The organism is Salinivibrio sp. IB868, assembly GCF_001995655.1.
GTDB classification, from domain to species: Bacteria; Pseudomonadota; Gammaproteobacteria; order Enterobacterales; family Vibrionaceae; genus Salinivibrio; species Salinivibrio siamensis.
On record NZ_MUEW01000004.1, the window covers coordinates 131,139 to 150,947 of the forward strand.

Below are 19,809 nucleotides of genomic sequence, written 5' to 3' on the forward strand. Positions count from 1 at the left end.
TAGTGCTGTCCTTGCACATTTAGGGGCGAGTGAGCAGTATCATTAACTCGCGATTGTCGTTGATAAGCGCATCGATGGTGCATGCATCTAACTCCTCTAAAAAGGCTTGCTTGGCTTTCGCTAAACGCTCTTTTAAACGGCACGCTGGGGTGATATGACAAAACTCAACCGAGCAATTGACGAGCTCCAACGGTTCAAGATCGCGCACCACTTGCCCCACCGTAATCGCGGTCGGCGCTTGCAGTAGACGAATCCCCCCGTTCTTCCCGCGCACCGTTTGAATATACCCCAACTGCCCTAAACGGTTGATGACTTTCACCATATGATTGCGCGACACACCAAACAAGCGTGTCACCTCGGTAATGTTGGTGAGCTCACCCTCTGGCAAGGACGCCAGAAAAATCAAGGTGCGAAGTCCGTAATCTGTAAAGCTGGTTAGTTGCATGTGCGCCTCTTGCTGCCCCGCCAAATTGTAAGTCTTCTATTGATCAAAAGATATATTTGAGATACAACTTAAAACATGCATTAAATATACATGTTTAGAGAAACGCTGATGTTAAGCCAACAAACCATTGATATTGTGAAATCAACTGCTCCTGTACTCGCCGAAACTGGCCCGAAGCTGACAAGCCACTTTTACCAAAGGCTATTCCACCATCACCCTGAACTAAAAGACATTTTTAATCTGCGCCACCAGCAAAATGGCGATCAGCGGGAAGCACTGTTTAACGCAATCTGTGCCTATGCACAGAACATCGACAACTTGCCCGCTTTACTGGGTGCGGTAGAGAAAATTGCTCACAAACATACTAGCTTGCTAGTCCAAGCCGAGCACTATCCAATTGTCGGTCAGCATTTATTGGCTACCATTGATGAACTACTTTCACCGGGACAAGCCGTGCTTGATGCATGGGCTGAGGCCTATCAAGTGCTCGCGGATGTATTTATCGCCAAAGAGCGGCAGCTTTATGAAGATAGCCACGCCCAAATTGGTGGCTGGCAAGGGCAGCGAGCATTTACTTTGATTGAAAAACGTCCTGAAAGTGAGCAGGTCACCAGTTTTGTATTTGCCCCTCAAGACGGTCAGCCCGTCGCGCCTTTTACGGCCGGGCAATACATTGGCATCGTGGTCAATCATTCTGGCTTTGAACACCAAGAAATTCGCCAATACAGTTTGTCACACGCGCCGAACGGCCAGCATTATCAGATCTCGGTGAAACGGGAGCCACAAGGTCAGGTCTCTAATTACTTACATGATGAGTTAGCCGTTGGTGGTACTGTGATGCTCACCCCACCGGCGGGCGATCTCAAACTGAACGTGGATCCGAATACGCCCGTGGTATTAATTTCTGGCGGGGTGGGCATAACGCCAATGTTGGCGATGCTAGAAAGCCTGACTGAACATGACGCGCCCGTCACTTGGCTGCATGCTACCGAGAACAGCAAACTGCATGCTTTCAATCATCCTGTTCGCACTCTTGCGTGTCAGCACGCGCATATTCAGACGCACGTTTGGTATAACCAACCTCAACCCGCAGATACGCTTGGACAAGACTTTGATCATACTGGATGGATGGATCTCACTGCGGTTAGCGATACGTTCAGTCCCGCCACGGTGCAGGTATATCTCTGCGGCCCAGTTGGCTTTATGCGCCATATCCAAGCGCAACTTCGCGAACTTGGCGTTCCTGACGAACAGTTCCACTATGAGTGCTTTGGGCCACACAAGGCCTTGTAGCTTTCATTTTCTGTTTTTGGGTGACTAACCCCAAGTTTAATAGGGTGTAGTTGAAATTATACAAAACAGTCAATAGAATCGTCAGACCAAGTTTTTGGCATCGCTCTGTCTAATATTCTCACAGTTGAGAAAAAGATGGGGAAGAAACGCCGAATGCCAACATTTTTAATCAAAAGGATTACCATGAAAAAACTAATTGCAATCGCTGCTCTTGCAACTCTTCCTCTATCAGGCGCTGCAATGGCAGACTCTGATATCGGTTGTGGTCTGGGTACAATGGTATTTGATGGCCAACAAGGCAAAGTTTACAAAGTTCTCGGCGCCACCACTAACGGTACTTCAGGTAACCAAACCTTTGGTATCACCTTTGGTACTCTGGGCTGTGACGGTACAGGCACCATTGATTCACAGCAGAAACTGGCTATGTTCATCGACGGAAATATGGACAATCTAGCTCGTGATATCGCACGTGGTGAAGGTGAAACCTTGGCAACGCTTTCTGAAGTATGGGGCATCAAAGATGCAGACAAAGCCGCATTTAACGATGTTGCAAAGCAAAACTTTGCGTCAATCGTGACCTCAGAGCAAGTAACTTCACAGGAAGTACTTACCAACCTAAACACGGTTGTGGCTCAAAATGAGCAGCTTGCAGCGTATAAAATCTAAGTGATGTAACGCTAATAACATCCTCTCCAGCTTGGTTAGGATAGAGTACGAAAGTGCCCTACTCGGGCACTTTCATGTTTTCATATATAACTCGTTGTACTGATATGAGACTTCTCAACGCTTTCTCCTCTCTATCGTCCCCTATTAGTCTCATTATTCTCTGTTTGTTTAGCGCGCCTACTTTTGCCGAGAAAAGTGACTTTGATATTCCTAATTTAGCTAAGCACGCGTATTGGCTTAAACTTGGCCACTATTTACCTCAAACATTTTCTGGTTATGAGAGTACGATCGATTCTCAAACCTTCTTCCTTTCTCCTCACGGAAAAACGGAGCCAAAACAAGAGCTCAAGGCGACCATTGACGCGCTTTATCATGCCGACACTGCTGTGGCACAAGCTACACGGTGCCGTTATCCTGCACGATATACGTGGCTCGAATCTCAAGCAGGGCGCACTGCCACACTCGATTGTCCCGAACTTGAACGCTGGAAAAAGGTGCTTGATCCTGAAGCCATGACGCTGGTGTTCCCGACAGCATTTATGAATAACCCGTCATCCATGTTCGGCCATACCCTGCTACGCATTGATGCCAAGGATCAGACCAGAAACAAAGAATTAGTCGCCTTCGCCGTCAACTTTGCTGCCGAGCCAAACGAAAGTGATAACGCTGCTTTGTATGCCGCAAAAGGCCTGTTTGGCGCCTATCCGGGACAGTTTACCGTCATGCCTTATTACCGTAAGGTACGAGAGTACAATGACATTGAGTCTCGCGATATTTGGGAGTATGCCCTTAACCTCTCCGAACAAGAGGTTAACCGGGTACTCCTGCACTTATGGGAAATGCAGCGCGCAACATTCGATTACTACTTTCTCGATGAAAACTGCTCATACCAACTACTTGCCTTGCTACAGCTGGCCCGCGAAGAGCTGCGATTAGTCAGTGACTTTCCTTTTCAAGCGATTCCTTCAGATACGGTTAAAACGCTCGCCAATAATGATTTGATTGAAACGCCCAACTTCCGGGCGTCATTTGGCACCCGGTTGTTAAACATGTCGCAGCAGACGTCTCCAATCGTGTTTGAAGCAGCACAAAAAGCCAAAAATGGCGATTTTCCTGACCACAAACAATATAGTGCGGAGCAGCTGGCAGCTATTTATGAATTTGCGTACGAATGGCTCAATTTTGATTTCTATGATCAAGGGCTGCCTAGAGACCCTTATGCACAGCGTCTCACTAAGCTACTTGCATTACGGAGCCAAGTTAGCGCCGTCTCTCCATTTGAACCCGTCGCTAATACCAGTGTCGCACCGGACAAAGGACACGGCTCTACACGCGTAGGAATTGGCGCAAGGGCATCAAAGCATCGCCCAGATGCGTTAACACTCGAATGGCGCGCGGCTTATCATGATTTACTGGATCCTCAAGATGGCTTTGTCCCCGGCGCACAAATCAGTTTTGTCGATGTGGCAATGAGTCATGATGAAGACGGCAAGACACAGATAGATAAGCTCTATCTGATCGATGCCATGACAATCGCCCCGAAAAAGCCGGTTTTTTCTAGCCTGTCGTGGAATATCCGCGCGGGCTTTGATCGCCTACCTACTGCGCGAGAGCCATCCAGTCGTTGGTTTGCGCAAGGCGGCATCGGTCAGTCTTGGGGCGAGGCCGATGGTCTCCATGCTTACGCTCTGTGGTCCACGGCACTCTCACATGGCGATGCCAGTGATGACCAGCTAAATATTGCAACAGGGATTGAATCTGGCTTGCTTTGGCAGCTTGCTGATGACCACCGCCTCGGTTTACAAGCCCAATCTCTCCCCCTACTTAATCGTGATTCGCTGTCACATTCACAAGTGGATATGACATGGAACTGGCGTGTTACTTCGGATTGGTCTATCCGCAGTAAAGCACGCTATCAGCATTGGGAGAGCGAAGAGATGAGTGGCCATATTACTAACTACTTTTATTTCTAGCTTCATCGCTTACCATTGTCCTCATTGTCGTTCTATTTTTTAGAACAAGATGCTCAATCATACGCCGTGTTCGCACGGCGTTTTTGTTTCTACACTGCAGCTATTGTTCAGCGTCACCGCTGTTCAACATCGAATCAGTGAGGAGAAGCATTATGATTACCGTCCGTCATGCCAGCGATCGCGGTCAGGCCAACTTTGGCTGGCTACAAAGCCGCCATACTTTTTCATTTGGTAGCTATTACGATCCTCATCATATGGGTTTCTCTGCACTGCGTGTGATCAATGATGATATCGTCTCGCCCGCCGCAGGCTTTGATACCCACGGACACCGTGATATGGAAATCATCAGTCTGGTGCTGGAAGGGGAAATAGAGCACAAAGACAGTCAAGGCAACCGACAAACCCTACCGGCTGGCGAGTTCCAACTGATGTCGGCTGGGCGCGGTATTTATCATAGCGAGTATAATGCCTCATCAACCCAAGCCTTGCGCTTTCTACAAATTTGGATTGAGCCCAATGAGCAAGGCGGGGAGCCGGGTTATCAGCAAAAAGATTTTGGTAAGCAGGCTGGCTTTACCGTCATCGCGACCCCAACCGGAGAAAATGGCACCTTACGCATCAAACAAGATGCGCGTTTGCTACAGCTGATTCTACCGCCCAGTGAATCGGTTACCTTGCCTTTGGAGGCAGGACGCCATGCCTATGTACATCAAGTCGCGGGCCCGCTCGACGTTGAAACGACATCTCTGGCTCCAGGCGATGGCGCAAAGATTGAAGATATCCATCACGTAACCTTTAGCAATAAGGGCAACGAAACCAGCCAAGCACTGGTGTTTGATCTCCCCTAACGCGCAGATTCAGCCACTCTGGCCTGCCGGTCTATTTGCGCCGCAGGCCTTAGTCTGTGTACACTGCGCCCTTTCTTCATGCATGAGAGGTTGAATGCTCACTCTATCGAATAAGGTGGCAATTCCCGACAATGAGATTGAGCTCACGGCCATCCGCGCCGCAGGGAAAGGCGGGCAAAACGTCAACAAAGTATCGAGCGCCATTCATCTGCGCTTTGACATCCAAGCCTCGTCACTGCCTGATGCGTACAAAGCCCGATTAATGGCTCTGTCTGATTCGCGCATCTCCAAAGAGGGCGTCGTAGTCATAAAAGCGCAAAACTACCGCACCCAAGAGCTAAACCGAGAAGACGCGCTAGAGCGCTTACAGGCGTTGATCAAAGGCGCGATGGTAGAGCAGAAAAAACGTAAACCCACCAAACCTACCAAGGCCTCACAACGACGCCGCGTGGATGCTAAAAAACGTAAGAGCCAAACTAAAGCCCTGCGTGGAAAGGTCGCCCCTTAGCGCCTCACATTCCACGGCTAAGTCCAGGCGTTTACGAAACCATCATCTCGCTTGCTGTATCACAACCGGTAGTGTGCTGCCCTCATGATCTCGCCAAGTATTAGCCCATTTATGTGACATAACGCATCAACGAAATACACCGTGCGATGACACACTATGGCTTATGCACGCGGTGAAGGAAATAAATACGTCGCCCCCTCATCAGCGCGTGACACCTGCTGACGCGCCGCAGCAAACAAATCACGTCCCCATGTATTGGTCGCTTGGGGCGGTTCTGTCACAGGACGCAGGGATAAGTCAGCATGACAGGTCAATACGCCAGCATTGGCATCCAATGTGATCAGATCGCCATCTTTAATAACGGCCAGCGCACCGCCATGCATGGCTTCTGGACAGACGTGCAAAGCGGCAGGAACCTTACCTGACGCCCCCGATAACCGTCCATCTGTCACTAGAGCAACCTGATATCCCATCTTTTGCACATTACCAAGAATAGGCATGAGTTTATGAAGCTCTGGCATGCCATTAGCGGCTGGGCCATTGAAACGTACCACCACAACCACGTCTTGGTTGAACTCCCCTCCTTGATAGGCCTGCTCAACCTGGTGCTGACAGTCAAACACTCGCGCAGGCGCGCAAACCACGCGATGTGCGGGAGCCACCGCGGAGACTTTGATCACCGCGTTGCCCATATTGCCAGAGAGCATGCGTAATCCACTGGTTGAGCTGAAATGCGAGCCGGAAGCCGCTATAACCCCTGTGTCAGTTGATGGTGCGGCAGGTTCCCAAACAAGCTGCCCCTGGTCTAATCGTGGTGTGGTCAATTGATCGCTAAATTGGCCGACGGCAGGTAAGGTATCGTCATGTAATAACCCAAGCGCATGTAAGTGCACCATCAACGTTGGGACGCCTCCAGCGGCTTCAAAAGCATTAATATCAGCCGGGCCGTTAGGATACATTCGAGTCAATAACGGAACCACATGGGACAATGTATCAATATCTTCCCACGTCAGGATGATCCCTGCTGCTCGCGCCATGGCCACCAAATGGATGGTATGGTTGGTGCTGCCGCCTGAAGCCAGCAACGCGACCACACCATTGATGACGCTTTTTTCCGTCACCACATCGCAGAGTGGTCGGTAAGTCGCACTTCCCGCACACTGGGATGCTAACGCTGTCGCCGCATAACAAGTCAACGCGTGGCGCAACGCCGAGTTCGGAGCGACAAACGCGGCGCCGGGGAGGATTAACCCCATAGCTTCAAGCACCAGTTGATTGGTGTTAGCCGTGCCGTAGAAGGTGCAGGTCCCCGGACTGTGATAGGCCTGACATTCCATCGCAAATAATGCCTCTTTACCGACGTCACCGGCTGCATACGCTTGACGTACCGCCACTTTTTCCTCGTTGGTTGTACCTGTGGACATCGGGCCAGAGGGCACAAATAAAGTCGGTAAGTGCGCATAGGCAAGCGCGCCCATCAGTTGCCCCGGTGCAATTTTATCGCATACGCCAAGCAACAGTGTGGCATCGTAGACATTATGGCTTAACGATATCGCAGTCGCCTGCGCAATCACATCACGTGAAAACAACGACATCTCCATCCCCGGCTGACCTTGCGTCACCCCATCACACATCGCGGGCACACAGCCTGCCACTTGCGCCGTATGGCCCAAAGGCTGCAGAGCAGCTTTGATCTGATCGGGATAGTCAGCATAGGGCGCATGCGCGCTAAGCATATCGTTATAAGCGCTGATAATTGCCACATTGGCGGTGGTCATATCCAGCATGTGCTGTTTATCTTGCTGGCACGATGCGGCCACCGCATGTGCGATATTGCCACAAGACAAGCTTGCACGCGTCTTTCCCATATCGGCTTGTCTCTGATTTTGGCGTAAAAACGCGGTGCGCGCAGACTTGCTGCGTTGGCGTAGCTCTTTAGTCACCGCTTCAACGTTAGAGTGCACCATCAAGCCACCTCTTGCTGACGAGTAATGAGACACGCTGCGTATTTTGTTAAGGATTCGATGTCTCGGTTGATATCAACAGAAATCACGTCTGATTCAATCCCCGTCGGTTTTTCTAAAGCGGCAAATTGACTGTCAAGCATTTCGGTTCTCATGAAGTGGCCTTTACGCGCTCGCATACGTTCAAGAATTAACTCATAGCTACCATCTAGAAAAAGAAAAGTGACGCTCTTATTTCCCTCACGAAGCCTATCTCGATATTGACGTCGAAGCGCAGAGCAAACGATGACACCGAATTCGTTTTTTTGCTCCAAACTAAACGCGACATCACGGAGCCGTTCGAGCCAAGGCTCTCGATCTCTATCATTGAGAGGCTGTCCCAATGCCATTTTCTCGATATTTGCGCGTGGGTGTAAATCATCACCATCGATAAACTTGGCGTCTAAGCGCTGTGCCAATTTCACGCCTAGCGTACTTTTTCCAGAACCACTCACGCCCATCACAATCACACTACCAATTGCCATACCAACTCCTTAGCGAGATTTTAACCAGATCTCATTTTTGGTCATGCATTTAATAATTGTCTTTATCTTAGTGTGGTTACCGGTAACATGTTACCGGTAACTTTTAACTTTGTGACGTTTGACACAAAACATCTTAGTCGGAAGAGGTGAGCCATGGAACTACTCGCACAAAGCCCTGAGCCAACGACCCTGCTCTTGATAGCACTGGGCGCTATCGCGTTGTTATTACTACTAATAATGAAGCTTAAGGTACATGCTTTTGCATCGCTGACGTTGGTCAGCTTGGCCACTGCACTCACCACCGGAATCCCGATCGATAACGTGGTGCCAACCATGATGACAGGGTTTGGCAATACCCTCGCATCAGTTGCCTTACTCGTCGGGCTGGGTGCCATGATAGGCAAAATTCTCGAAGTCACCGGCGGAGCGAATGTCTTGGCCGATACGCTGATCGCTCGGTTTGGCGAAGCGCGTGCCCCGTTAGCACTCGGTATTGCTTCTTTGCTCTTTGGCTTTCCTATCTTTTTCGACGCGGGGCTGATTGTAATGATGCCCATCATGTTTAGCGTCGCAAAACGCTTGGGTGGCTCACCGATAAAATACGCCTTGCCGGTCGCGGGGGCGTTTGCAGTTATGCATACCTTTGTCCCCCCTCATCCCGGTCCCGTTGCAGCCTCAGATTTACTCGGCGCAGACATGGGCTTGCTCTTAGTCGTTGGGCTTCTGGTTTCGTTTCCTACTTGGTATTTGGGTAGCTACTTATTCGGACTGTATGCAGGCAAGAGATTCAACATTCCGCTCGCAAAGGCTTTTTTAAACACTGAAGTCATGTTTAAAAACAAAAAGGATTACCCTGCCTTTTCAACTGTGTTGATGATTTTACTGCTCCCTGTACTGCTCATTTTCCTCGATACGGGTCTGAACGCACTCAGTGTGGCTGGCATGGTCAATGGCGAACATCAATGGGTCGGCTTCTTGCGTATGCTAGGTAAAACCCCGGTCGCACTGCTGATCACCCTATTAACTTGCTTGTTGGTCTTTGGCCAAAAACTGGGCAAAAGTAAAATGGAAAAACTGTGTACCGATTCGTTAGCGCCAATTTGTGCAGTGATTTTGGTCACTGGCGCGGGCGGCATGTTTGGTGGCGTCTTGCGCGCGAGCGGTATCGGTCAAGCACTCGCCACCATGCTGTCAGACACGGGCATGCCGATAATATTGGCCGCATTTGTTATTGCTACCTGCTTGCGCGTTGCACAAGGCTCTGCCACCGTTGCTCTCACCACCACGGCCGCACTTATCGCGCCCACCGTATCGCATACTGTGGGTTTATCCCAACTGGATGTATGCTTTATTGTCATCGCGATTGCTGGTGGGGCGACCGTTTTATCGCATTTCAACGACTCGGGCTTTTGGTTGGTATCGCGCCTACTCGAAATGGATGAAAAAACCACACTTAAAACTTGGACTGTGATGGAAACCCTGCTCGGGACCATTGCGTTTGTTATCGTAGCGCTATTAAGCGTTTTACTGTAAGGGAACCCCCATGACTGAACTGAATCAACGCCTTAAGGCAATTCGCATCGTGCCAGTGATTGCGATTAATAATGCGGATGATGCTGTGCCGCTAGCAAAAACCTTGGTCGATAACGGCCTACCGTGCGCTGAAATTACCTTTCGCACTGACGCGGCCGCCCGTGCTATTCGTCTCATGCGCGATGCCTATCCCGATATGCTGATTGGTGCCGGCACGGTACTCACTGCAACCCAAGTCGACGCTGCGATTGACGCAGGCGCCGATTTTATTGTCAGCCCTGGGCTTAACCCAACCACAGTGAAACATTGCCAGCAATGCGGCATTCCTATCATCCCCGGGATCAACAACCCCAGCTTAGTCGAACAAGCCATGGAACTGGGGCTGGATACATTGAAGTTTTTTCCTGCCGAAGCTTCAGGCGGCATTGCGATGTTAAAAGCATTATCTGCCGTGTATCCCGTGAGTTTCATGCCAACCGGCGGCGTGAGTGAGGCGAACGTAAGCGATTATCTCGCATTGCCTTCGGTGCTTGCATGTGGTGGCACTTGGATGGTCCCTGCCAAGTTGATTGACGCGCGCAACTGGGATCACATCGCAGCATTAGTTAAGGCGTTGTAATGGTTGTCACCTCAAGCAAGGACATCTTTTCCGCTTGAAAAAGATGCTGGAGTCGCTCGCACTCGTCATCGCTTGTGCTTGCAACGTCAACGCGTCACCGATACCGTCTCTTCTCGATTTATAAAAGACGCTGGGTTAAAAACGGGGAGAGGCGGTATGTTGACCAAGGCACTTGAGCACGTTTTTGGGTTTTCATCATTTCGTGCAGGACAAGAGTCGGTGATTTCTCAGATAATGCAAGGGGAGTCGGCCTGTGCGATTTTTCCTACCGGTGCGGGTAAGTCATTGTGCTATCAACTACCAGCCACGCAACTGCCCCACTTAACCCTAGTGATTTCACCTTTGCTAGCATTAATGCATGATCAAATCGCATTTATGCGCCGTAAAGGTATTGCCGCCGCTACCATTGATTCCACACAGACTCCCGAGCAAACTAAACAAGTGATGGAGCAAATCCGCTGCGGTGATATCAAAGTCCTGATGATTTCGGTCGAGCGGTTAAACAACGAACGCTTTCGCCAATTTATTGCCCCTATCCCCATCTCTTTATTGGTCATAGATGAAGCACATTGTATCTCTGAGTGGGGACATAATTTTCGCCCCGATTACCTCAAACTCCCCGCTTATCGACAGCAATTAAATATTCCTCAGGTATTGCTTCTCACCGCTACTGCAACACCCGCGGTTGTCGAGGACATGCAAAAAAAATTCGCGATCCCAGCAAGTAACACGACATTAACCGGGTTTTATCGCTCCAACCTTTACCTGAATGTGGTCGCCGTGGAAGAGGATCAAAAACGGCAAGCGCTGGTTGAGCAGTTGCAGCCTGCTCCCCACTTACCAACTGTCATTTATGTCACCCAGCAGCAAACCGCCGAGGATGTCGCCCAGTGGCTACAAACCCAGCATATCCCCGCGACGGCTTACCATGCCGGTATGAGTCACGATACGCGTGTATCAATACAAGAAGCCTTTATGGCGGGCCGATCACCATGTATTGTCGCGACCATCGCCTTTGGTATGGGGGTCGACAAGGCTGATATCCGGCGTGTCATCCATTTTGATTTGCCTAAATCGATCGAGAACTATAGCCAAGAGATTGGCCGCGCGGGACGAGATGGCCACCAGGCAACGTGCACTGTGCTCGCCAACCAATCGAGCCTGAATGTACTGGAAAATTTTATCTACGGCGATACGCCAGACAAAACGGCGATCCAGGGGCTACTGGAAGAAATAAAACAAGCCGGTCAACAATGGGAAGTCATGCTAAACAGTCTGTCACGGACGTATAATATACGGCTTTTGCCGCTTAAAACCTTGCTGGTTTATTTAGAAATGGCCGGTGTAATCACCAGCCAATACAGTTATTTTGCCGATGTGAAGTTCCAATGCGTTGAGTCACCAGAAACCATTACGGCTAAATTTCAGGGTGAGCGGCGCGAATTTGTCGCCCAACTATTTACGTGCGCGGTCAAAGCTAAAACCTGGTACAAGATGGATTTCCAACAACTGTGGCAACGCTTTGGGGCAGAGAGAAAGCGCGCGTTAGCGGCACTGGACTATTTTCACGAGCAAGGTTGGATATCACTTGCCACCCAACAGGCCACGCAAGTCTTTTCGGTCAGTCCCCATGAGATTGATGTTCAAGTGCAGGCTGAACAATTACATAACCTTTTTGCTAAAAAGGAAGAGAGCGAACTGGCCCGCATCAACCAATTACTGGCTTTATTGGCCTCTTCAACCTGTATTAGCCAGCGCCTTGCCGACTACTTTGGCGATCACGCGGCCCCAACCACTTGTGGCCATTGTTCGGTATGCCAAGGACATATTGCTCAGCTACCCCCACGCCCTGAATTACCCGCGATCGATGTGCAGGCATTATCATCATGGTGCCAGCACTTCGCCGCCGCTTGCGATGCAACGCCAAGTCACGCGGCAACGACACGTTTTTTACTCGGGCTGTCTTCACCGCTTCATACCAAAATCAAGGCGAAGACAATACCCGGTTTTGGCGCACTTGCGTCGTATCCGTTTCAAACGGTCAACGCTCGCGTGCTCGCTGAGCACGGTGCCAAACAATAACGGATAACAATGTGGCGCATCCAGCTTAGCAACGCTCGGAGCGCCACCTCATGCCGCTGGCATTGCCACAATCGGGTGTATCATCACGAACGCACTACCCTCTCAGTTTTGCGGAAAAAGTGACATTTATCCCCAGCTGCCAATGTTTTGTTCATATACTGGTAGTAATGGTCGCATGCATTGCGCGCCATCATTTCTAGCCATTGCCAGATTCAAGGGTTGTTTATGCGGCATTCTGGGGTGTTATATGTGGTGACTCGTATCATCGTTGTGGTTCTGAGCATTGGCGTCCTCTTGACCATCACGCTGAGTGTTGACGCTGAGCAAAACCAACAGTCCAAGCCACAAAGCCCTGTTTTAAAAGTGGCGAACTCGCATGCTTGGCGACCATTTTCCTATCTTGACCGCAATCAAGAGCCAAAAGGGATCCTAATTGATTTTTGGAAAGAATTTGGCAAACGTAACGGCTATCAAATTGAATTTGTGCTAACTGATTGGCAACAATCGATTGATGCTGTGCGAAGCGGTCAAGCCGATGTTCACGCAGGCTTACTTCGCTCACCAGAACGGTTAGCGTTTATGGATTTCGGCACCCCACTTTTTAGCATCGATACGCAAGTGTTCTTCAGCCAAACTCTCACGGGCGTATCGGCAGATTATGTGTTAGCGGGCGACACCGACCACGCAGTCGGTGTTGTGCAAGGCGGGTACGAAGAAGAGTTTATGAGAACCGAATTTCCAGACGTAACGCTACAGCTCTTCCCGAATAACCAAGCCATGCTTGATGCAGCGTTATCTGCAGACATCCAAGCATTCGTCGCCGATCTGCAAGTCGCCAATTATCACCTTTATACCACCACTAACCAAAATTTGTTTATACCCGTCAGGCACCTCTATACAGAAATGTTATATGCCGGTTTTGCGAAAGGGAAGACGGCATTACTCAATCAAGTTGATAATAAATTTGCTTGGCTCGACGATGAAACCAAGCGGCGGCTATTAAATCGCTGGGTATATTACGATGTCGAGACCGTCTATCCCGCGTATTTGTTACCAACGCTAATCGCCTTTGGTGTGATAGTGGGCATCAGCTATATCTTTTTACTGAAAAGAACGGTTAAACAGAAGACGCATGCGCTGCAAGCAGCCAATGACTTACTGCAAGCGCAAGCGATTACTGACTCTCTCACTCATCTTCACAACCGACGTTATTTCTATCAGTGCCTATATAGCCAAATGCGCGAAGTCAAGGGAATAACCCTGATGGTGTTCGATATTGATGACTTCAAAGCCTTTAACGATGGGTTCGGCCACGCACATGGCGACGAAGTGCTTTGCTTTGTCGCTCAAACAGCGCGGAGTCTATTACCCAATGACGCCGTGGTGGCAAGGATCGGGGGAGAGGAGTTTGCCGTGCTGCAGTATTTTTCTACCGCTGAGCGTGCCGTGGCGCAAGGCAAACTGCTGTGCAACGAGATATCAAGACAAAGCCTTGCACTATTTAATCATCCATCTATGCCCGTCACAGTGAGTTTGGGCGTGGCTTACTACCCAAATGGTATGCCTCACAGTGAAATTGTTGATGCCGATAAAGCCATGTATCAAGCTAAAAAGCAGGGTAAGAACTGCGCCGTTTTGCACGAGATAAGCCAGTGAGAGCGGGCTTACGACATTGCAACATACAAAAAAGCGCCGCGAGGGCGCTTTCATGCAAGATGATATTGTTTACTTAACCCATCAGGTTATAAAGCAACGCTGAAATCGCCAGCATACCTGTCACAAAGATAAAGTAAGTACCCGCTTTGCCGCGATACTGCGACAGCGCTTTGACTTTGTAGGCCGCAACCGTTGGCATAATAAATAAGATCATCGCAATCACAGGCCCAGACAATGCGCCCATCATATCGAGGATGCTGGGGTTAATCACCGCACACCACCAAATAGCAAAAAACATCACCACCACGCCGAGCTTATCGGCCTTTTTATAAGTGAGTTTGCTATGTTTGGTGACCAGGCCGTTCAGACTTTCGCGTGCACCGAGGAAATGCCCCAAGAACGATGATGTGATAGCAATAAAGGCGACCAAAGGCCCTAAGGTGCCAATAAATGGATTTTGGGTGACATTAGCAAGGTATGAGAGCACAGACACATTTTGCGCCTTCGCTTCCGCCATTTGTGCCGGGGTGAGCGTCAACACGCACGAGAAAACAAACAGGAGTACAAAGGCAACTAACATCACGCCCGCGCGTTTAAGAATTTGCTCTGACTTGCCTTGGGCATCATCACCATAGTGACGGCGCTGAATGTTGGCAAAGCTAGAAATCGCCGCCGCATGGCTGAACGAGAAAATCACTACTGGCACGGCGAGCCATAGATTCATGCCCAGTTCTCCCATCCCGGGCATAGCGAGGTTCGGTGCTTGCCATGATGGTATTAGGTAAAAAGACAAAAACGCCAAGATAGCAACCAGCGGATAAACCATCGCCGCAAATGCACGCAGCATCAGGCGCTCGCCCCCCATCATGATCGCAATCATACCTGCGACTAGCACACCAGACAGCATGACACGGTTTGGCGACGCCCACCCGAGTTGATTAACCAAAAAGCTATCAACTGTATTAGTCAGCCCAACGCCATATATCAACAAAATGGGGAAAATAGAAAGAAAATACAGCACGGAGATCAAACGGCCTGCATGGCTGCCGAAGTGTTCGGCAACCACATCGGTGAAATCGGCATCTTTGTGGCGAGACGACAACACAAAGCGCGCTAAGCCTCGGTGAGCCATAAACGTCATCGGAAACGCCAGTACGGCCATAATCATGAGTGGCCAAAAGCCCCCCATCCCGAGATTAATGGGAAGGAACAGGATCCCGGCCCCCACCGCTGTACCGAACAAGCTGAGTGCCCAATGGGTATCATGTTGGGTCCAGCGGTGCGATACACTTTTTGAGGAGATATCTATAGTCTGGTTCACGTCAAACTCTCTTAGTTATAATATTTTGTGCGGTTGCATAGTAGCGAGTTCAACTTAAAGTATCACATAAATGTAATAGATATATGTCCTAATTGTTTTGTTAAATACTTGTCACATAATCTAGGTTAAAATCTAAAAAGCAGTTTATAACTCTATTAATACCCTAAATTGACAACATAAACCTCCAAATTATCAAGCAAAGACAGATTGATTGAATTGTTTGCAAAATAATGCAACAACCACATTTTCGTTCGCAACATGTTGACAATGTGTAACAACTCATCTCTCAGTTTTTGATGATAAATTATTCACCTGTTACATTTCGCTCGCGTGAGCAATTAGCGAGGACGATCACACGCTGCAAGTGGCAAGGCGTTTATCCTGTGCTGACCGACGTGTTCTCCAACTCCGCGATAGGCCAGCTTATGCGTGAACCCATTATTATCGACTGCGATCCCGGCCATGACGATGCCATTGCACTGGTGATGGCTTGTGCACTCCCCCAGCTTGATATCAAAGCAGTCACCACCAGTGCCGGAAATCAAACCCCAGATAAAACCCTTTACAACGCCAGACGCATTTTGACTTTGTTGCAACAAACACACATCCCTATCGCGGGTGGCGCACATAAACCACTCACCCGTGAGCTCATTATTGCTGATAATGTTCACGGTGAGTCGGGCTTGGATGGTCCTGCGCTGCCAGAGCCCACGATGGACGCCCATCCTGATAATGCCGTTAACCTAATGGCCAGTGTACTTCAAGACGCTGACCAGCCTATTACCTTGGTCGCGACTGGCCCTTTAACCAACGTGGCTTTACTCCTGGCCGCCTACCCGGATTTAACCAACCGGATTAAGCAGATTGTGCTGATGGGAGGCGGTGTGACCTTGGGCAATTGGACACCAGCAGCCGAGTTTAATATTTATGTCGACCCAGAAGCCGCTGATCGCGTGTTTCGCGCTGGGATCCCAATCACCATGTTTGGATTAGATGTTACCCACCAAGCGTTAGTCAAAGATGAAGATGTGGCTTCCATCCGTGGCATCGATAATCCCGTGGCACAGACAGTTGCGGGTTGGCTTGATTTCTTTATGCGCTATCACCGCGATCCCAAGTGGCGCTTAGACGGCTCACCGCTGCACGATCCCTGCACCATCGCGTGGCTGGTGATGCCCGAGCTCTTCGAGTGTGAATCACTATGGGTGGGTGTCGAGACACAAGGGACGTTAACCACTGGAATGACGGTCGTCGACCGCTATCACGTCACGGGCAATCTCACCAATACCGAGGTGGCAATGGCCGTCGATCGAAAGGGCTTTATCAACTTGCTATACGATTGCTTGCGCCAATACCACTAAAAAGCGCGGCTTTGTGCCGCGCTTTATCGTCATCTTGGGTCATAAAACGGTTTCGGTCATAACGCGACCGCCTTAGCGACAGTGCATTAGTATCGCGCTGTCACGCTGACACCGTTAAAAACAGTGTAACCATTAAGCATCACGTGATAGCGACCGTTTTGTGTGCTTTGTACCGTACACACTTCACTATTGCCGTAGTTGTATGGACGGCATTCCCAGCTATTTAAAGTTGGTTTCGCCCCATAACGTAGGTACAAATCTGCATCGCCTGAGCCCCCGCTGATATTGACCGTTAGACGCTGCCCCGCGTCAACATCAACGTAAAAGAAGCGCTGCGTACCTTGTGCCCCAGCAATACCCGTGACTGGCTGGCCATTTTTGAGCTCATTTTTTGGCCCTGGCGTTGGGTCACAATCAGGCTCACAACTGCTATCCGCTTGGCTATAGAGCAGTTTGTTAACCGAACCACGAGGATCACTGATTTTATTTACGCTAGCACGGTTGCTAATTAAGCTCTCGACTTGTGCTGGCGATAGGCTATTGTTTTCTTGTAAATACAAGGCCGCAACACCGGCAACATGAGGTGTCGCCATTGACGTGCCACTGATGGTGCGATAACCACCGTCATACCAGGCAGATTTGATTTGCGAGCCTGGTGCAAATACATCAAGACAGCTGCCCCAGTTGGAGAAACTTGAGCGGCTATCGCTGCTTGTTGTTGAACCCACGGTGACGCCACTTGGCTCACGGGCCGGCGAGCTGTTACACGCATCGGCATTGGAATTGCCAGCCGCCAGCATAAAGCTCACACCCGATTGCACCGCACTGGCAACCGCACGATCCAGTGCTGTAGACACACCACCACCTAAGCTCATGTTTGCCACCGATGGTCCACTGGCATTGGCAGCCACCCAATCAACCCCGCCAATCACACCGGACGTTGAGCCCGAACCACTACAGCTCAGCACTCTCACCCCAACAATGTCGACATTTTTAGCGACGCCATATTGGCTACCACCGATAGTGCCGGCCACATGGGTGCCGTGACCGTTACAGTCTGACGCGTCATTATCGTTATCAACAAAGTCATAGCCAGAGCGAGCACGACCACCAAACTCTACGTGTGACGTTGTCACACCTGTATCAATGACGTACGCCGTCACACCTGTGCCATCAAAACTGGTACTGTAATTGTTATCCAAAGGCAGGTTACGTTGGTCAATGCGATCCAACCCCCAAACTGGATTACTCTGGTTGGCGTTTGGGGTGATTACCGGGTCCAAGGAAATCGTCTTATCTTGCTCGATAAAGTCCACTTGCTCGTCCATACGCAACGCGCGCAGTTGCTCTGGCGTCAATTTGGCTACAAAGCCACTCAGCGAGCGATCAAACACTTTCTCAACTTTAACCGCGTGTTGGTTGACCATGCTTGAAACGGTCTGCAGAGTGAAGGTTTGTAGCGCTTGTGGATCGTCGCTGAGCGTCATCGGTTGTTTGAATACCACAATGTATTGGTCTTCAATCCCCTGCTTGTCTGACGCGACAACGAGTGGCGCTAGCGTTTGCTGCTGAGAGATCGCTTGTTTACCCTCTTCCTGTTTTGCGAGCGCTGCAGGCGATGCAGCGACTAATGCTGATGCAATACAGCAGCTAAGTACATGCTTTAACATATTGTATTCCTTACAATGGTTAAACGTATCAAAAATTAATTGCCTACAAATAACAACAAGCACGTTTATAAAGCTATGCATCAACAGCAGTTTTTTCCGCAGAGAAAATCGCTTTATTTATCCAACCTACCAGCATTATTTACTATTGCATCAGCAGCATCAATTTTAACTTTTTGTTTACAAAGTGTTTATGTAGGCCATCTGTGAGCACTTAACACTTTTTTACTAAAAATGATTGATGAACAGTTCTTTGATGCTGCTCACAGCTAAAATGAAAGTGAATTAACACATGCAGTTAGAGAGTGAGATTGATTGGCATAAAAAAGCCAGTGACAGAGCACTGGCCGGTAAGATACTCGGTGTTCAACCTATTAACTTGGCTGCTCATGCACCAACACGCCGCCTTCAAGCGCCCCAACTAATACATTCGGAACGTCGGCTTCATCAGAGGTAACAGCAATACGCGTGCCCGGCCCAATCGCTGAGATAGGGGCTGCCATCATCAAAGAGCCACGCTCCCCTTCATCAACAAGCTTCCACGATGGCGCGGCTGCCGAATGATCATTGGCATATAGCCGACACTTGTTTCTGTCAGGTTCAATTAAACAGTCCAGGCCATACTCAATGTCGTCATAAAAAAACGACCACTGATAATAACCCGCATTGACGCTGCAAGGGGTTTTGATAAAACTCAACGCCTCTGCGTTATCTTGGGTTAAGGTAATAAAGCGCTGTGCATCTGGCACCATCGCTAAATACCCCAGTGATTTGCCATTGGCATCGGTGACCGCGAGCTTTACCTCTTGCTCAACCATCGCGCGCTCATGATCGCCAATGTCTGGCAACATGGAATCGGGTTGTACTGAAAACGCCATTGTGTCGCTCCTTTGGTTGCTTCGCACCACTTTTAACAGTTATGTAACAACCAAAGATATAGATCAATTTTTCGGAAAAGTTTAGTGATTTAATTGCACAATATGTTGATGAACCGCTCGATACGATCATCATGCCCGTTGGTCGAACAACGACGTTGATTGTGGCTTCAAAACGATCGCAGCCACGAGCATAGTGTAGAGTGTCGTACCTATCGCAACCATGATTAACATCACCCAGTCTGCGGCACCATTAAGCATCGCAAGTGAGGAGCCCGTTAACGGTGGCGCTGATAGAGCACAGACAAGGCCGACTACAATACTGAACACAAAAGCGCGCTTGGCGCTGCGCAAAGAAAAGCGACGAAAAATCACTAACGACACTACAGGCAAACCCACTAAAAATAATAACCATCCCCAGTAAGGAGCGGCTGAGTACAGTAGTACGGTAAAAATTGCGTCAAGAGTCATGTC

The 19,809-nt window shown here is 49.5% G+C and carries 17 protein-coding genes; 10 read left to right on the forward strand and 7 right to left on the reverse strand.

Annotated features, from left to right (window positions below; genetic code table 11):
* Positions 1-19: 19 nt before the first annotated feature.
* A complete protein-coding gene (gene nsrR, locus BZG20_RS06120; protein WP_069360987.1) occupies positions 20-445 on the reverse strand; it encodes a nitric oxide-sensing transcriptional repressor NsrR in 426 nt (141 codons plus the stop codon).
* A 108-nt stretch (positions 446-553) separates the two neighbouring features.
* Between nsrR and hmpA the strand changes: the two genes are divergently transcribed.
* From hmpA to arfB, 5 genes are all read left to right on the forward strand, one after another.
* Positions 554-1,738, forward strand: a complete 1,185-nt coding sequence (gene hmpA / locus BZG20_RS06125) for an NO-inducible flavohemoprotein (RefSeq protein WP_077578439.1) — start codon at positions 554-556, stop codon at positions 1,736-1,738.
* Positions 1,739-1,921: 183 nt separating this feature from the next.
* Positions 1,922-2,404, forward strand: a complete 483-nt coding sequence (locus BZG20_RS06130; RefSeq protein ID WP_077578440.1) for a DUF3015 domain-containing protein — start codon at positions 1,922-1,924, stop codon at positions 2,402-2,404.
* A 104-nt stretch (positions 2,405-2,508) separates the two neighbouring features.
* The gene (locus BZG20_RS06135) at positions 2,509-4,377 is read left to right on the forward strand and encodes a DUF4105 domain-containing protein (protein ID WP_077578441.1); all 1,869 of its coding nucleotides are present in this window, start codon (positions 2,509-2,511) and stop codon (positions 4,375-4,377) included.
* Between the two features lie 152 nt (positions 4,378-4,529).
* Positions 4,530-5,225 carry a pirin family protein gene (locus BZG20_RS06140; protein WP_077578442.1) on the forward strand — a complete coding sequence of 232 codons (696 nt, stop codon included), beginning with the start codon at positions 4,530-4,532 and terminating at the stop codon, positions 5,223-5,225.
* A gap of 94 nt (positions 5,226-5,319) precedes the next feature.
* Positions 5,320-5,733: an alternative ribosome rescue aminoacyl-tRNA hydrolase ArfB gene (gene arfB / locus BZG20_RS06145; RefSeq protein ID WP_077520596.1), complete on the forward strand. Its 414-nt coding sequence runs from the start codon at positions 5,320-5,322 to the stop codon at positions 5,731-5,733.
* 161 nt (positions 5,734-5,894) lie between these two features.
* Here arfB and edd read toward each other — a convergent pair whose 3' ends face one another.
* A complete protein-coding gene (gene edd, locus BZG20_RS06150) occupies positions 5,895-7,700 on the reverse strand; it encodes a phosphogluconate dehydratase (RefSeq protein WP_077578443.1) in 1,806 nt (601 codons plus the stop codon).
* Complete coding sequence (locus BZG20_RS06155; protein WP_046075696.1) at positions 7,700-8,221, reverse strand: gluconokinase; 522 nt, start codon at positions 8,219-8,221, stop codon at positions 7,700-7,702. Before BZG20_RS06155 ends, edd begins: the two co-directional genes overlap by 1 nt.
* Positions 8,222-8,374: 153 nt before the next feature.
* Between BZG20_RS06155 and BZG20_RS06160 the strand changes: the two genes are divergently transcribed.
* The 4 genes from BZG20_RS06160 to BZG20_RS06175 all read left to right on the forward strand — a co-directional run bounded on the left by BZG20_RS06160 (position 8,375) and on the right by BZG20_RS06175 (position 14,111).
* On the forward strand, positions 8,375-9,754 hold the full coding sequence (locus BZG20_RS06160; RefSeq protein ID WP_077578444.1) for a GntP family permease: 1,380 nt from the start codon (positions 8,375-8,377) through the stop codon (positions 9,752-9,754).
* 10 nt (positions 9,755-9,764) lie between these two features.
* Complete coding sequence (locus tag BZG20_RS06165) at positions 9,765-10,373, forward strand: bifunctional 4-hydroxy-2-oxoglutarate aldolase/2-dehydro-3-deoxy-phosphogluconate aldolase (protein ID WP_077578445.1); 609 nt, start codon at positions 9,765-9,767, stop codon at positions 10,371-10,373.
* A gap of 156 nt (positions 10,374-10,529) precedes the next feature.
* On the forward strand, positions 10,530-12,455 hold the full coding sequence (locus BZG20_RS06170) for a RecQ family ATP-dependent DNA helicase (RefSeq protein WP_077578446.1): 1,926 nt from the start codon (positions 10,530-10,532) through the stop codon (positions 12,453-12,455).
* Positions 12,456-12,680: 225 nt separating this feature from the next.
* Entirely contained in the window at positions 12,681-14,111 is a 1,431-nt protein-coding gene (locus tag BZG20_RS06175; protein WP_077578447.1) for a sensor domain-containing diguanylate cyclase, read from the forward strand.
* Positions 14,112-14,184: 73 nt separating this feature from the next.
* Here the strand turns inward: BZG20_RS06175 and BZG20_RS06180 are convergent, their stop codons facing one another.
* Positions 14,185-15,432: an aromatic amino acid transport family protein gene (locus BZG20_RS06180; protein WP_046075692.1), complete on the reverse strand. Its 1,248-nt coding sequence runs from the start codon at positions 15,430-15,432 to the stop codon at positions 14,185-14,187.
* A 425-nt stretch (positions 15,433-15,857) separates the two neighbouring features.
* Between BZG20_RS06180 and rihA the strand changes: the two genes are divergently transcribed.
* On the forward strand, positions 15,858-16,793 hold the full coding sequence (gene rihA / locus BZG20_RS06185) for a pyrimidine-specific ribonucleoside hydrolase RihA (RefSeq protein ID WP_077578506.1): 936 nt from the start codon (positions 15,858-15,860) through the stop codon (positions 16,791-16,793).
* 86 nt (positions 16,794-16,879) lie between these two features.
* Here rihA and BZG20_RS06190 read toward each other — a convergent pair whose 3' ends face one another.
* The 3 genes from BZG20_RS06190 to BZG20_RS06200 form a co-directional block, all read right to left on the reverse strand.
* Positions 16,880-18,463, reverse strand: coding sequence for a S8 family peptidase (locus tag BZG20_RS06190; protein ID WP_077578448.1), 1,584 nt, complete (start codon positions 18,461-18,463; stop codon positions 16,880-16,882).
* A gap of 371 nt (positions 18,464-18,834) precedes the next feature.
* Complete coding sequence (locus BZG20_RS06195) at positions 18,835-19,338, reverse strand: hypothetical protein (RefSeq protein ID WP_077578449.1); 504 nt, start codon at positions 19,336-19,338, stop codon at positions 18,835-18,837.
* Positions 19,339-19,467: 129 nt separating this feature from the next.
* The gene (locus BZG20_RS06200; RefSeq protein WP_131825346.1) at positions 19,468-19,806 is read right to left on the reverse strand and encodes a hypothetical protein; all 339 of its coding nucleotides are present in this window, start codon (positions 19,804-19,806) and stop codon (positions 19,468-19,470) included.
* Positions 19,807-19,809 lie beyond the last annotated feature (3 nt).

Bases quoted from the DNA above. Each gene is read 5' to 3' on its own strand.
- arfB (WP_077520596.1), top strand. From the start codon at position 5,320: ATGCTCACTCTATCGAATAAGGTGGCAATTCCCGACAATGAGATTGAG.
- BZG20_RS06165 (WP_077578445.1), top strand. From the start codon at position 9,765: ATGACTGAACTGAATCAACGCCTTAAGGCAATTCGCATCGTGCCAGTG.
- BZG20_RS06135 (WP_077578441.1), top strand. From the start codon at position 2,509: ATGAGACTTCTCAACGCTTTCTCCTCTCTATCGTCCCCTATTAGTCTC.
- BZG20_RS06170 (WP_077578446.1), top strand. From the start codon at position 10,530: ATGTTGACCAAGGCACTTGAGCACGTTTTTGGGTTTTCATCATTTCGT.
- edd (WP_077578443.1), bottom strand. From the start codon at position 7,700: ATGGTGCACTCTAACGTTGAAGCGGTGACTAAAGAGCTACGCCAACGC.
- BZG20_RS06155 (WP_046075696.1), bottom strand. From the start codon at position 8,221: ATGGCAATTGGTAGTGTGATTGTGATGGGCGTGAGTGGTTCTGGAAAA.
- BZG20_RS06140 (WP_077578442.1), top strand. From the start codon at position 4,530: ATGATTACCGTCCGTCATGCCAGCGATCGCGGTCAGGCCAACTTTGGC.
- BZG20_RS06190 (WP_077578448.1), bottom strand. From the start codon at position 18,463: ATGTTAAAGCATGTACTTAGCTGCTGTATTGCATCAGCATTAGTCGCT.
- BZG20_RS06160 (WP_077578444.1), top strand. From the start codon at position 8,375: ATGGAACTACTCGCACAAAGCCCTGAGCCAACGACCCTGCTCTTGATA.
- BZG20_RS06130 (WP_077578440.1), top strand. From the start codon at position 1,922: ATGAAAAAACTAATTGCAATCGCTGCTCTTGCAACTCTTCCTCTATCA.
- nsrR (WP_069360987.1), bottom strand. From the start codon at position 445: ATGCAACTAACCAGCTTTACAGATTACGGACTTCGCACCTTGATTTTT.
- rihA (WP_077578506.1), top strand. From the start codon at position 15,858: ATGCGTGAACCCATTATTATCGACTGCGATCCCGGCCATGACGATGCC.
- BZG20_RS06195 (WP_077578449.1), bottom strand. From the start codon at position 19,338: ATGGCGTTTTCAGTACAACCCGATTCCATGTTGCCAGACATTGGCGAT.
- hmpA (WP_077578439.1), top strand. From the start codon at position 554: ATGTTAAGCCAACAAACCATTGATATTGTGAAATCAACTGCTCCTGTA.
- BZG20_RS06175 (WP_077578447.1), top strand. From the start codon at position 12,681: ATGCGGCATTCTGGGGTGTTATATGTGGTGACTCGTATCATCGTTGTG.
- BZG20_RS06200 (WP_131825346.1), bottom strand. From the start codon at position 19,806: ATGACTCTTGACGCAATTTTTACCGTACTACTGTACTCAGCCGCTCCT.